At 41.9% G+C, this 15,290-nt stretch carries 7 protein-coding genes; 5 read left to right on the forward strand and 2 right to left on the reverse strand.

The features are described from left to right. Positions 1-742: 742 nt before the first annotated feature. On the forward strand, positions 743-2,158 hold the full coding sequence (locus tag AXF23_RS12025; protein WP_107625459.1) for a hypothetical protein: 1,416 nt from the start codon (positions 743-745) through the stop codon (positions 2,156-2,158). 10 nt (positions 2,159-2,168) lie between these two features. Beyond that, positions 2,169-2,909: a hypothetical protein gene (locus tag AXF23_RS12030; RefSeq protein WP_004360737.1), complete on the forward strand. Its 741-nt coding sequence runs from the start codon at positions 2,169-2,171 to the stop codon at positions 2,907-2,909. A gap of 182 nt (positions 2,910-3,091) precedes the next feature. Here AXF23_RS12030 and sprA read toward each other — a convergent pair whose 3' ends face one another. Then, positions 3,092-10,654 (reverse strand): T9SS outer membrane translocon Sov/SprA, encoded by a 7,563-nt coding sequence (sprA, locus tag AXF23_RS12035; RefSeq protein WP_107625460.1) that lies wholly within the window; start codon positions 10,652-10,654, stop codon positions 3,092-3,094. A 202-nt stretch (positions 10,655-10,856) separates the two neighbouring features. Then, a complete protein-coding gene (ruvA, locus tag AXF23_RS12040; RefSeq protein ID WP_089366490.1) occupies positions 10,857-11,474 on the reverse strand; it encodes a Holliday junction branch migration protein RuvA in 618 nt (205 codons plus the stop codon). A 952-nt stretch (positions 11,475-12,426) separates the two neighbouring features. Here ruvA and AXF23_RS12045 point away from each other — a divergent pair. The 3 genes from AXF23_RS12045 to dacB all read left to right on the forward strand — a co-directional run bounded on the left by AXF23_RS12045 (position 12,427) and on the right by dacB (position 15,223). Further along, the gene (locus tag AXF23_RS12045; protein WP_013264716.1) at positions 12,427-13,326 is read left to right on the forward strand and encodes a diaminopimelate dehydrogenase; all 900 of its coding nucleotides are present in this window, start codon (positions 12,427-12,429) and stop codon (positions 13,324-13,326) included. A 161-nt stretch (positions 13,327-13,487) separates the two neighbouring features. Then, positions 13,488-13,895, forward strand: a complete 408-nt coding sequence (locus tag AXF23_RS12050; protein ID WP_089366523.1) for a hypothetical protein — start codon at positions 13,488-13,490, stop codon at positions 13,893-13,895. Continuing rightward, positions 13,892-15,223, forward strand: a complete 1,332-nt coding sequence (dacB, locus tag AXF23_RS12055; RefSeq protein WP_199222188.1) for a D-alanyl-D-alanine carboxypeptidase/D-alanyl-D-alanine endopeptidase — start codon at positions 13,892-13,894, stop codon at positions 15,221-15,223. The genes AXF23_RS12050 and dacB overlap by 4 nt, the downstream gene beginning before the upstream one ends. Positions 15,224-15,290 lie beyond the last annotated feature (67 nt).

Below are 15,290 nucleotides of genomic sequence, written 5' to 3' on the forward strand. Positions count from 1 at the left end.
CATTCTCTCCTTTTGGAGAGAGTGGGGAAGAACTTTCTTTATTATTTTTGTAATAGTAAGGTTTGTGTCTGTCAAGTGTTCGGACGCTCCACATTTCCTTTGATGCTGCTTCAAGATACCATCGTGTTGCAGTCTCGTCGTCTATGCGTAGGACCTTGAAAATATGTGTTCAAGTGAGATTTGGAAATCGCGATTTCCAAATTTCATAGTCATCAATAAGAAGATAAGAACTTTCTATCTTTTATTAACGTGCAGAAGTCATAACACTAAAAAGATGGTAATGACACACAGTGTTGTTAAATGTAGGGTACTTTGTTTAGTACAAAGAAAACAAAAGAGATTTATGTCATATAAAGAAATACATCAGTGCCACTTAGAGTGGCGAGTACATCGAAACGGTTTCTCCATTGTGCTTTAACCTCACTCGATGGAATGTGATTTTGATTGTATTTCGATGAACTTGCAATATTTTTTATTAATTGCAAATGTTTTTATGGGTAAGATATATAAACTTGTTTGTTGGATATATTTCTATAGTCTTTGCTTTTATACAGTTGGTTAGATAAATGTTTTATGTTTATCATATATTTATTCTTAATTTTTATCTAAGAATAAAATAAAAATGTTAAATTTGCAGTGTGTACTTTTTAGAGTAAATATTTGAATCAATATTTGAAGACAGATTTTCTCTTGATAATACACTTATCATACTATTATCTTAGCAATTTATAAACAATAATCTATGGGAACATTTGAGAACTCATTAAAGAGAGAATTGGGTAAAAATACAGGAAAGTTTATCAGTAATATAATTTTTGGTGATAGACATTCTACACCTTATCGTCGTGTTAGGAATTCAAATAGAAGCAGAATATCTTCATCTGAAAGAAAAAGAATAGAAAACGAATGCCGACGTCAGGAGGCTATTGTGCATGCTGATATAGAACGAAAAAATCAATTATATATTTTGGACGGAGCAGTACTTGAAAATATAGATGCGTTAAATAATTTAGATATCCCACTTGAGAAAGAGCCTTTACTTCAAGTTCTTTCTAAACTTTCTGTATTATTGAAAGCTAATAAGTGGGAGTCTGGAGGAGATGAAGCAAAGATAAGAAATAAATATACTGATGCCCTTCTCGAGAAATATAGACTGGCTGTTCAAGAGTTGGAAATAATTGATTCTGACGACCCTCATCTGGAAAACTATAAACGGATATATTCAAAACAAAAGCGGAGACGTTTCTTCAAGGTTTATCAATCTGTTCTAATTGCATTATCAATGATTATAGGTGGTGCTTACCTGATGGCTTTGGCTGATTCTCCTACTGCTACTTTATCTTATACACTTATATTTATCATTGCTCTTAGCTTTATCATAGGTGTAATTACCTATATAAAGTATTGGTTAAAGAAGAAACATGCTCCCATGAACTCTAATAAAAGTAGGAAGTTTCAACCTGCTGTGCTTATAGAAGAAGTTTCCCAACAGGAAAGTAATTTTTCCAATGTTGAAGAGGAATTAAATATGCAGTCTCCTATTTTCTTTGATCTTAATGAGAATGGACGGATAGAAACAAGACTTGCGTCTATATGGAATAAGTATCAATGTTTAGATTATGACTTTATTCGTAGAAAGCCTCTTTTTGCAGCAGATGGAGTTAAAGATAGTATATTGTTCGTGGGAATCAATCCTGCTTACGATTATAGGGATGACGAACTAATGCTCCTGAGTACAGATAAAGAATCATTAATGTATGGAAGTTTCTATCAGCGTGATGATGCTCCAGAGTATTTTAAAAGCTTAGAAGAATTTGCTGCATCTTTTGAAAAAGGATATACACAGATAAATCTATTGTATATGCGTGAGAATGATAGAGACAAGATGCTTAAAAGTGATGAGAATTTTATTCGAGAGCAGTTAGAACTGACTTATGAAACTATAAGAAAAATCAACCCTTTGGTTATAGTATTCTTTACAGATTATTGCCGATATCTAATTTTCGGTGCAGATCGATGGATAGATCCTGTCACAGAAATAGATAATCATTATATTATACGTGGAACAAATATTCCTGTATTTTTTTCTGATGATATAACTATTCTTGATACAGTTGAAAGAGGTGAATTGATAAATAAAATAAGAAAGCTATTATAGAATTTTAATTATGGATATAGGAAAAAGATTAGCTGAGATTTGGAATGAGGAATACATTGCTTCACTTCCCAATGAGATTATTAGCAGAGGTTATACTTATGCAGACAATGTTCAAAGTGAGATTTTAGTAACAGGAATTAATCCATCGTTTCGCAATAATGAAGATAGTGGGATTATTCATGGACCAATAAAAGAAATCTGGTATGGGCAACAATATGATAATTATTGGAGTCCAGTAAAGAAGATGCTTTTTGACGAAGATATAGATTTAAGAGATAAGTCTGATTATCTTGATATTTTCTATTTTAAGGAGAGAGAGCAGAATATTTTGAAAACCCAAATATTAAAGACATCTGATGGTATAAAATTTATTGTTGACCAATTAAATCTTACGATGCACATTATTGAGGAAGTTGTAAAACCTAAACTGCTTGTCGTGAAGAATAAGGAGTCACAAGCTTATTTTGGGAAACTCTTTGATGAGAAAGGATGGGTATGGATGGGTTATGAATTTGAGCATATTCTGGATATGGAATGTGGAGAACTTTGTCGTATTATTGGCTTAAGAGAGTGTGAAGGACGCATAGCCCCAGAATTTAAAGATACGCAACTGGAAGGGACCTTCGTTCTATTTACAAAGCATATAAATCAATATACGCCAATTGCAGAACGTCCTACCTCAAGGATTCTTAAACTCATCTTAGATTGGTATGATTCCGAGAGGAGCGTTAGAGAGTTTGCAATAAAATAGCTTTATATTGGTCTTAGAATGACATTCTTTGGATGGTTCTGTATAGAAAAACAGAAAACAAGTAAATTAATACAAGGTGTACTTAAAGTGAAAAAATAGTACACCTTTTCATGTTTCTTGGAATAAAACGAATATTCAAGTTATATTTTGCAATCGTGATTGCAAAATTGAAATCTCTTAGTTTACCTTGTCAGACTAAGTCTTAGGCTCACACCAAAGTCGTGGGTGGTTGTAGGGTAACTGCCTGATGATAGGAGTGGAGTATTAATCTGTAAGTCGTAGTAGAGACTGGCAGTAACCAAGCGGCTCAAGGTGTAATCGCTCAAGAAAGAGAATTTGAAAGCGGTGTTACCACTTGAAGCTGCTGAGGTGAGCGAAGCAATGTCGCGTGTGAGCGATGCTTGCTGACGATAGCTCATGTCAAGACGTAGGTTGAGGTCACGGTTCAATCCGTTGTTCTGACGAGAAGAACTGTTGTCTTGCTGTGAGGAGTCTGATGTCTTTTTCTTCTTACTCTTAGCCACACGTCGTGTACCATTGTTGAAAAGATTGAAGTCGTTGATTCTATAACCAATACCGATAACCCAGTCTTTTGATGAGGCTTCATTCAACTGTACACTGGTCATCGAGAGTGATAATACACGTGTCTGGCGATACTCCAAGCGTGCTGTGAGGTTGTTCTGAAGAGTTACATCAACACCTAACAGAGGCGAGAAAGCCTCGTTGATACTCACCTGTGAGATGTTATACATCGAACTTGGGATAGGGTTACCCGTAGTTGCATCAGTAATGAAACCGAGTCCGTTCATGTATTCCTGCCATGTGCTATAGCTCTGATAAGAACCGATAGCAAAGATACTGCGGTAAGCATGATTGATGTTAACACTCTTGAAGAACTGTTCAAAGAATGGCAAGCGTGAAAGACCGCTGTAACGGATAGACCAGTTAGGTAATAAACTGCGCAGAGAAGGGAATATGTTGAGTCCGTTTCCACTCATGCTGGTGTACGCATTGAGGAAAGCAGGAACCATAACATCTGCGCTATACTTATTAACAGCACCTACTGCAGGAGTGAAGTGTCCGCCACCGAAAGAAGCAGGGTAGGTTGCATTGTTATATTGTACCTCGACACGATTGCGATAACTATCAAGTGACTGCACGAAACGATTAAACGTTGGACTATGATAGCCGTTGTTGGCATTGCCCTGACTTTCGAATGCAGTACCTAATGATAGGGTTGTCATGGTAAGTGAACCGCTCTGTGTTGTAGGCGTACCCGTGTACATATATTGGATGCTTCGTGAGGTTGTCTGCATACGACTGGCAGTAAGGTCAATCTTAAAGTCCTTAAATGGTTCAAGTGTCATACGAATCTGTAAGTCTTCGGTGCGATTCGTTACAGCAGGTGTAGCTACACTGTCGTTCATAAGCAACCAATTGTTGTCACGTGCCTTACCGATATAGTCGTCATCAATAAGACCGAAAGCGAAGTCAAGACCTGGTGATAAAGCACCTGTTCCACGTGTCTGTCCAAAGGCATCACCCACCGTTGGCATAAATCCAGGCAGTGCCATTGCATATTGGTCACGATAAGAAATACTTGCCGAACGTACCATCATCAGCGCACGTGCCACACACTGTGCTGTCTTATACCAACCCTTATTATCGAGTGGTTCCTTAGGCGTTACGGTAAGCTTCATGCGGATAGCAGAGTCTGTACGATTAAAGACTTTCAACTGCGTATCACCTACCTTACGATATTTAATCTTGATAGCCTTTCCTCTTTCGTCTTTAGCTGAGATGATAAGGCGTTTTGTATTCTTGCCATGTGAAACAAGGATAGCAGAATCGGCATTGATAACGATTTCCTTTTCAAAGCTCTTCTGGTTCTTAGGCAGTGCTTTCTTCTTGTCATCGTCTTGACCTTTCTCCTTTTTTTCTTTTTCTTTCTTTTCCCTCTCAGCCTTCTTCTGTTCTGCAGTCAGCTTAGGACGAGTAGGGCGGGTGCGGTTGAAGCGTTCGTTCGTTTTCTTTAAGAAAGGAATATGGTTATAGAGGCGTTCAAAGTTGAAGCTACTATTGATGTTCAATGCACGGTTACTTGTGATGGTATTACCGAGCGAAGTACCATTATCAAGACTCGTTCCACGCACCCAAGTATAAGATGCAGTATAATTCGCATCAGCATTTACCCAGTCAAAGATAGGTAGCAGATTGAGTGGAAGCTGATAAGAAAGCGTAAAATTCTGTTGGTAATCGAGTGGAGTACCGAAGTGTTTAATGCTTGTCCATACCGAGTCTTTCCATGCCTGATAACGGTCGGCATAGAGGTCTTTATTAATAGGAGTGTAAGGTTCTTCAATCTCAGCATGTGTCGCACTTTGGAAGTTCATGTGGAGATTGCGTGTCAAGTCCCAACGTAGAGCGAAGTCACGATTCCAAAGGAACTGCTCACTGAAGGTAAGAGGTAGCAGACTGTTCTCAGTTGATTCCATATCACGCTCCTGCAACTCGTAGTAGTTGCGCACCATTTCAGTGTTGAAGGTTACGTTCTGTGGGAGCCAGTTTAGCCCGAAGCGTTTGAGGATTTCAAACCATTTCGACCTACTCTTGATAAGATGCTTGAAAGGTTCCCAAGACTTATATACTGGGGTCCAGTTATAGTTCAATGCTCCACGCCAGTTGTCTTCATTCTCATAGACCGTTGTCTCACCCGATGTGTGAGAATGAGAGTGGCTATAAGAGAATGAGAAGTTGGCAGGGTCGTATGGCATAGGGTGGTTCTTCGTCTGAATACCAACACGTACATTAGACAAAGAGAAGTTCGTTGTCAGTCGTTTCGTAACGGCAATAGACTCGATGGAGTCACGCTCTTGACGGTTAGCAGTACCATCAAGAGCATCCTTCAATTCCATATCCGTGTCGAGAGGATTATACTTAGGGCGACTCTCGCTCTTGGTGATACTGTAATATAATGGTGCTGATACCTTTGCTTTGTCAGGGAAGAACTTTCCTAATTCAAGACTTGTGGTAACAGAAACATCCGTCTTGGACTCCTGCTGTCGCTCGTTAACACCCTGCTCCAAACCACCGAAGCCATCAGTGCTATGGCTGGCATTAACATCCACAGTACCGAAGTCAGACAGCTGTAGGTTAAGCTGACCTCTTGCTGCCCATCCACCTTCGTTGTTAAACTCTCGTAGACGTAGCTCATTCACCCATACCTCTCCACTCTTCTGACTGCTGGAAAGGTTGCGAACACCGATAATCATTGTCTTTACTTCACCAAGGGTTGGGTTACCCATCACCGTTACTTTGTTAGCAGGATGATCGGTGTCGTATATAGAGAAAGCACGGTTATAGCTTGCTGTACCTGCTCCACGTGCTTGATTACGTTGCTTCTTTACGGAGGTGAGGAGCTTCAATGGTATGTCGAGCATGTTCTCCTCTGGCCATACAATACGTCGCTCTTTCCCTGTGTTTGTATCGTAATGACCTGGAGCTGACAGCTTCAAAGGAATTTCATACTCGTAGTAGTTGTTCTTGTAATCAGAACCCAAACGGATGAACACAGCCAACTGGTTATCCGTAAGGTTAGTTGTATTCTGTTCAAAAGCGTTTGCATGTACGAACATCTGCAGACGCTTGTACTGACGAAGGTCGAGGGTTGTATTCTTATAGACCGCTTTTGACTCGCCTGTTCCAAGATTGTTGACAACCATAGAGAGTGCCTGCTCATTCTCCTCAACCAACTGTGGCTGGTTAGGGTCCTTTCCACGTTCAATGCCTGGAGGTATTACATAGTTTACAGGAGTCTTCTCATTATTCTCTTCAAGGCTCACGGCACTCACTGACATTGTACCCGAATTACTTGCAGAGTTGGTAAGGTTCTGCTGATACTGACGCCACTTACCACTTACAAGGTCGAAGGTACCAAAGCGGAGTACGATAGGCTTTGCAAAACCAGTGAGGAACATACGCATAAAGCGGATGCTGGTAAAGTCACTGATATTACCCACACGCTTCTGGAACTCCTCTAAAGGAATACGGAACTGATACCATGTGACAGGTTCAGAACCACCCTTACGCAGTGGGGCTGAGGCTACACGCTTGTCAACAATGAAGTTCTGACCTACGACAAGGTCTTGTGGACGAATACTAATATGGTACTGATAGTATTTCTCATATTCGTTCAGCGTATAGTCCTGATTGATATCCTCTACATCAGGCGTTGTTTTATACGAGGTATCGTAACGCTCGTTGTTGTTGTCATTGTCTGGTGAGTTACCCTGTGGGTTGTTAATACGCTTATATCGTTCAAGGATAGAAGCCTGCTTTGCATCCCAGTCAGAGCCACGGAAATAGTGGTAGTCGTCATTGGCAGGGTCTGCCCATATCGAGTCGAAGATAGCCTGATTGGTGTTAGCACGAGCTGCTGTAAGGAAGTTCTGATAAGAAGCAAACTGCTGTTCTTCCTCATCAGTCAATCCATTAAAGCCGACATCTTGTTTCGCACGACTACCCTTTGAGGTTGCGAAGGCGTAAGTAATCGTACTTTGTGTTGGTATTTTTCCCCATTGCGTAGTTGTCCATGAGTGACTACCGTCTACAGGCATACCACTCTCGTAGAACTTCTTACCATCTTTCAGGACGTCTTCAGACACCTCTCCAAGGTTGATATAGAAGTCACCACCATACTGGTTTGCATTTGGTAGTCGGTTGGAGTAGATGAATGGGTCGAGCATCCAGAACTCTATATATTCGATGTTAGCAGTTTGGAAGTCGTTAGTATCCAACTTACGCATCATACCTCCCCATGTTCCAGTAGGGTTTGTGAGGTGACCATTGATATCCAAGTTTGGATTGAAGTTATACGGTCCACGCTCAGAAGGATAGTAAGCGAGGTTTAGAATATTCAATGTTGAGATAGAACCGCTGTAGTTTCTATCACGATTTGGGAACAATTCGGTAACTGGAATCTCACGTACATAATGGTTAGAGAGCTGTTCAAGGTCACTCTTGATGTGTCCCGGAGTCAGCGAACTACTACGACGAGTGAAGAGTGGGTCGATAGTGTACCATGCCAATAAGCTTCGGTTGAAGCCACTGCGAAGGGTTGTCTTATCTGAATACTCTGGGAAGTCTGATGGTACACTGGAGATAATCCAAGAGGTAGGCTGACTTACGTCAATAGTTGTCTTTGCTCCCTCAAAGTCATCAAGATAAGAAGCATTGTCCTGTGTTCCCTTGCTTTGGCCTGCTAACAACTGTGCGAACTCAGCAGAGAAAGTAATGTAAGAAGGCTGGGTTACGTGCAGGAATGGAATCTTGTTGAGCATATTTGTAAGCCACTGACTCTCTTTCTTCCAGTTGATATTCAGTCCCCAAATGGTGTTGTTGAGTGGTTCAGAACCCATATTCACCTTAGTTGTCAATGGTTGTTCAGAGAGGTGCATGAAGGTACCACCAATCTGGAAGTCCTTCGAGAAGTCGTACTCCCAGTTTACACCAATCATCGTCTTGCGCTCCTGCTGGTAGGCACTCTGACTTTCCAATGATACATTGACTGCCGTACCTGCATCGATAATACTCTGATTAAGGATAGTCACCTCACCAGCACTGTAATCAACGCTATAGTCAGAACCCTCATTCAAGGTCACACCACCCGCAGTTACTATTACCGAACCCTGTGGAACATTATAGGCTCCAAGGGAGATAACGTTGGCTGCCGAACCACGATACTGTCCAACAAGGACGAACTTATCTTTCTCGGCAATCTGCTTGGCGATAGTCTTTGTAGAATCGTAAAGTTGTTCGAAAACGTACTTATTCGCAATAGCTGTAGTAACACCCTTATCCGTCAATGCTTTCCGAAGTCCGTTACCGAAAGGTTCAGCCATTGGGAAGAACACACGTCCGTTGCTGATAGTATAGCCTTCAACGTAATCGAAATAACCATTGGAATGTGGATTATTGTTATTATCTAATCGGTCAGCATTGAGAAGTTTGATGAGCGTTTGGTTCTTTACTTGTGGTTCTGGGATGTATGACAGATAGACACCTGTCGTATCACTCTGATACTTCACATCAAGGCGGAATTTATCACGCTCAATGTTAGCAGCTAAATAATAGACGTTTTTCATCATCAAGTCCCAGTTTCCTTGCTTAGGATTATTGCTGGTGTTCTTCAATGACTTGACGAAGAGTGCCTCATTGATATTGGTATGGTCGCTGGCAAACTCACCCACCTGATAGGTTACACCACCATAGGTATATTCGTAGGCAATCGCCAAAACTTGATCAGTCTGTAGTCCGCTTTTCAGTGAGATATAACCCAAGGCATTGTTGACTGTGTATTCAGAACTATTGAGAAGTCGGGCATTTGCCAACTTCTCGTAGTCGTTACCACCCACAAGACCTGCCCCATCAAGAATACTCGTCACTTGGTCTATGTTACGAGCAGCAGGATAGGTCTGTGTAATAGTGGTGTATTCTGTATTGGCATTGTTCGTTGGTACGGGTCCGTTACCAGTTCCCCACAGGTCTGTACGGCTAATCTTCTTGTTTTCACCGAGGTCGGTCAGTGCAACAATGTTACGTGTGTTACTGGTTGTTCCAGTCTTATTTGTCACCCACACCTCCACACGATTAATCGTCACACCTGTCTTGAGGTTAGGCAATGACTTCATTGCCGCGTCGTAGTTGTCGCGGAAATATTGTGAGAGGAAGAAGTGGTGATTCTCTTCATAGTCGGCAGCATCAATCTCAAATGGTGTAAGCTGTTTGCCACCACGTGAACTAACGCTTTTATTAGAACTCTTCTTTTGTGACAATACGGTCTGTAACTTCAGTTTACCAAACTGCATATCGGTACGAATACCAAAGAGGGCAGATGCTCCCTGTACGAGAGAGTTGTTTGAAGGGAAGGTAACATTACCACCCTCAACGAGTTTGATAATCTCGTCTTCCTTTCCTTCATATCTTAGTTTGAAGTTCTGTGTGTCAAAGTCGAAGGTTGCATCGGTATTGTAGTTAAGGTTCATGTTCACCTTATCACCCACCTTACCATTGACATTGACATTGATTTTCTCATCAAAGTCCATTGCCGTTGTCTTACGATTACGGATAGGAAGTGATGGGTTATCAATGTTCTTTATGTTTGCACCGAATTTCAGTTCAGCCGAACCCTGTGTCTTGATACGTACACCACCAGGACCGAATATCTTTTCAGCAGGACCTAATGAGAAGTGCATGTCAGTGAAGTCGAACTTATCCTTACCCTTCTCCCTAAGTATCTCTTGGTTCTTTGAACGGTAGTAATCTGTAAAGCTACGCTTCTCCGTCCACTTCCGATACTCCTCTGGCGTCATCATGATTGGAGCCATCACGTAAGTCTTACCAATCTTATAACCAATGATATAGCGGTCGAGCGAATCATTATACTCCACAGTCTGTCGCATATTCTCTGGGCGTATAAGGTCAGTAGAGTTCTCCTTGAGGTCGTCGTAAGTAATCGGGGTTGTGCGCTGCACCTTCCAACGAGGGTGTAGCAAAGAGTCAGGAATAGTCTCCTCATCAATCTCCACTTCAATAGGCTTCGCTTTCTTAACCGTATCTGGTGGTGCTACCCTATAGACGAGTTTAGCAATCGGTGCAAAACCAAGTGCCGAGCGTCCCCAACTCAACAGTCCGATACTGCCGAGAAGTGTGATAATAAGGATGGATATGTAATACTTTCTTTTCAAGAAGATAAGTGGTTCTATACCTCCCCAAGCCCCTCCAAAGGAGGGGATATGTTGGAGTAGGTGGATAGTTCTAATCGATGATGAACTCTAAGATACAGCAAAGTGCAGTTGTAGGCGGTAATCACGCCCCTCCCTTTGGGGGAGGGGATGGGGGAGGGGCCAGCTGTGGGGCCAGTTGTGGGGTCAGTTGGTTGGTTCGCTTTTACTTAATCATCTTCAACGCCAACTTAACAACCTGTTCCACTGGTAGGTCTGGTTGTTCAGCGAGGATACTCACAACAACCTTTGCAGATGGGGCAGGGGAGAAGCCCAGCATCGTCAATGCACTGACCGCTTCGTCCTTGATAGCAGCGTTGACAGCTGGTGTGTTAGGCTGACTGCTAACATGTAGTTCGTCTGCAATACCGCTCTGCATAATCTTGTCCTTCAAGTCAACGATGATGCGTTGTGCTGTACGGAGTCCGATTCCCTTCACCGTCTTCAACATCTTCTCGTCACCATTGGCAATGACATTACAAAGTTCTGCAGGTGTCAGCGATGAGAGAATCATACGAGCGGTATTCGCACCGACCCCCGAAACAGTAATCAATAATCGATAGAGCGAACGTTCCTGTTTGTTGGCAAAGCCATAGAGCGTATAGTTGTCGTCCCGTCCACCTGTCATAATAGCCTCGTGTACATAAAGTTTCACTGAGCTCTTGCCTTGTATGGCGCTATAAGTGTTGAGCGAAATGTTCAGTGCATAACCCACACCATGTGCCTCGACAACAGCCAAAGCAGGTGTCAGGTCAGCCAATTCGCCCCTGATGTATTCAATCATAATCCAATAAAAATAATCCTTACCGTGGTAAGGGGTTTTGTATATACAAGATTAGTAACGTAACAGGAATATAAATTATTGTATTGTTAAGGTATAAAATAGAAAAAGAAAGAGTACTATACCCACCGACTACCTACTGGATTGTACTTCAAAAGGAGGACGTGAGGGAGGGAATAGATGGCAGACTGGTAACAAGGCTCATATCCTTTTGGTTCTTCCGTTAAATGTGTAGATTGTTAATAGAGTGAGATTAATCCACATACTATGGTAAGCTTACCTCCAATAAGATTGTTTTATAAGGGGGGTAAACTATATGATAAATGTAATTAGGTGTGATGTCTATCTGTCGTCTACAAGCAATTTATTCCTATTAGCCTAATTAGGCTATTTAGTCCAATTGGGCTAATTAGGCTAATAACTTATTATTCTGTTATAATTTTTCACATCATAATTTTGAACACATGCTCTTTTGGCTTCTAAAAGACGCCCTTTTGGCTTGCAAAAGATGCTCTTTAAGACCCTTGCTAACGCCCTTTTGAAGTCCAATTAGGCACCTTTTACTTTATACCTGGTAACTAATTGATATCCTGTTGATTGCAAACCTGCTTCATGTGTGTGTTTTTGCCGTTAGCTATAGGTGTTTCCCTTGAAATTATGTAATGATTTTTCAAACCTTTGTCTGCAGATTTTCGAAGTCTTAAAACGAAAAGATTTTCAATGAAAGAGGATGAAAATAGGATAGATAGTTGACTGTCTCAGCTATATTTTTGTTTAATGAGTAACTTTGGCTCTTACGTTAAAGCACTACGAAAAGCGTCCACACATTTAACGGAAGAACCATCCTTTTTACTATATAATATTGTTAAAAATGTGACTAAAACGATACTTTTTACAAATAAAACGTTACTTTTGTAGGAGATAACGAGAACTAAACTTTTAATTGTAAATAAATATGAAAAAGATTAGAGCAGCCGTTGTTGGCTATGGTAACATTGGTGTTTACAGTGTTCAGGCACTTGAAGCAGCAAAGGATTTTGAGATTGCAGGTATCGTTCGCCGTCAGGGTGACAAGGATAAACCATTGGAACTGACCCCATACGAGGTTGTTGATGATATAACAAAGTTGAAGGATGTTGATGTGGCTATCCTCGCTGCACCAACTCGCAGCTGTCCAGAATATGCTGAGAAGATTTCTGCGTTGGGTATCAATACTGTAGATTCTTTTGATATTCACGGTTCAATCCTTGACTATCGTACTAAGCAGATGGAGAACAACAAGCGCACCAATACCGTTAGTGTTATTGCTGCTGGTTGGGATCCAGGATCTGATTCAGTTGTTCGTATCTTGTTAGAGAGCCTCGCACCAGAAGGTCTTTCTTATACCAACTTTGGTCCAGGTCGTTCAATGGGCCACTCTGTTGTAGCTCGTAGCAAGAAGGGCGTTAAGGAAGCTTTGTCAATGACTATTCCTCTCGGTGAGGGAATCCATCGTCGTATGGTTTATGTTGAGTTGGAAGAGGGTGCTAACCTTGAGGATGTAACAAAGGAACTTAAGGCTGACGACTACTTTGCACACGATGAGTTACACGTGTTTGCAGTACCAAGCGTTGCAGCTTTGAACGATGTTGGTCATGGTGTTCATATGACTCGTAAGGGTGTGAGTGGTAAGACCCACAACCAGCACTTCTCTTTCGATATGTCTATCAATAACCCTGCGCTTACAGCACAGGTACTTGTTAACGTGGCACGTGCAAGTATGCGCCTTGCTCCAGGTTGCTATACAATGCCTGAGATTCCAGTCATTGATATGCTTCCAGGTAACCGCGAGGATATTATTGCAACTTTGGTTTAAGGCTATTTGGCTTATTAGGTCTATTGGCCCTATTAGGCTAATAAGTCCAATTAGGCTAATAACCTTCCCCCCTAATAATGGCAACCACATGTTGGTTGCCATTATCTTTTTATGTAATAGATGGATGTGCAAAGGCTTTTTTTTGTACTTTTGCAGGTAATATGAGAACTTTCCAACATAAAGTAACGGTAAATGACATGGGCGCCATCGTGGTTTTTGGGCTTGGTGCCTTCTTCTGTCTGTGGCATCGTACGAACAGTGTGATGGTCTTATTAGGCTTTCTACTTATCATTGTGACGCTCAGAGCAGTAGACCGTGCCATTCACTCTAAATATGTGTTGACAGATGAGGCTACGCTACTGGTGATGACAGGACGCATAGGACGCACCAAGCGGGTTGTCCTCTCTGATGTGAAGAGGGTAGAGAAGCGTCCGTTTGCCTTTCGTCTGGGCTATTACGCACTGTTAGAGATGACAGATGGTAGTGTTGTCAGCGTACAACCTGATAATGTCGACAGTTTCTTGTCAGCACTGGAAAAACGAATAGAAAAGAAAGATAACAAGGTATGAGATTGAAATACTTATCGGCACTGGTCGTCGGTGTCGTGTTGAGTCTGCCTACACAGGCACAGGTATATTTGGATAGTACAGAGGTTGCTAACGTTCTTCATCCTAAGGCTGTGGTCGTCACACAACCGAAGATTGTCGCTTTAGATACTGATGATAGTGGCGAGGAAGAGGAAGATACAGACAGTATTATCCCTGCTTTCACCACTGATAGCCATCTTAGTTGGAAGGAGAATATCACAGCCCGACTGGATGGAATACTCCGAAGTGCGCTCTTAGAGACGGTACAGACAAGTGTGATGGTATGGGATTTGACGGATGATGTACCTGTCTATCAGTTCCGTGAACGTCTGCACATGCGCCCTGCTTCTACGATGAAGTGTGTTACTGCTATTGCAACATTGGATAAACTTGGGGCTGATTATGACTTTAAGACAAACCTTTACTATACGGGTGTGATTGACGACTCTACGCAAGTATTGCGTGGCGACCTCTATTGTGTTGGCGGTATGGACCCAATGCTTTCTTCTTCGGATTTGACAGAGATGGCACGTGCCGTACGAGACTTAGGTATCAAGACGATAGAAGGCAGTGTCTATGCCGACCTCTCTTTTAAGGATCGTGACCGTTTGGGCGAGGGTTGGTGTTGGGATGATAAGAATCCTACGCTCTCTCCTTTGCTCGTTGATGGTAAGGACGAATTCACCTATCGTTTCTCCCGTAAGTTAGAAGATATGGGTGTGACGCTGAATGGTTCTACTGGCGAACGTCAGCTACCAACTGATGCACAGTTGCTAACGATACGTACACATTCTATCCGTCAGGTTCTCCATCGTATGATGAAGGTGAGCGACAACCTCTATGCTGAATCTATGTTCTATCAGTTGGCTGCTAATGGTGGCACACGATGGGCAGGTGCAAAGACTGCACGCCAGTATGAGAACGCACTCTTCAGCCGTATCGGACTGAATCCTCGTGATTATAATGTTGCTGATGGTTCTGGCTTATCTCTGTATAACTATGTAAGTACCGAACTTGAAACAAAACTCTTGCGCTATGCTTATCAGCGTTCAGATATCTATGGTGCCTATCTTGAAGCACAGCCGATAGCTGGCGTAGACGGAACTTTGAAGAGCCGAATGCGTGGTACGGCTGCAGCTGGTAACGTACGTGCAAAGACGGGTACGGTGAAGGGTGTCAGCTCACTTGCAGGTTATCTCACTGCTTCTAATGGTCATCTGCTCTGTTTCTCTATTATTAATAATGGTGGACTCAGCAATGGACCAATGCGCAATTTCCAAAACAAGATTTGTGTGGCGTTGTGCCAATAAGGCTTATTAGTCCAATTTGGCTTATTAGCCTTATTAGCCCAATTAGCCTAATAGCCCAATAACCCTT

This window comes from Prevotella sp. oral taxon 313, assembly GCF_003043935.1.
GTDB classification, from domain to species: Bacteria; Bacteroidota; Bacteroidia; order Bacteroidales; family Bacteroidaceae; genus Prevotella; species Prevotella jejuni.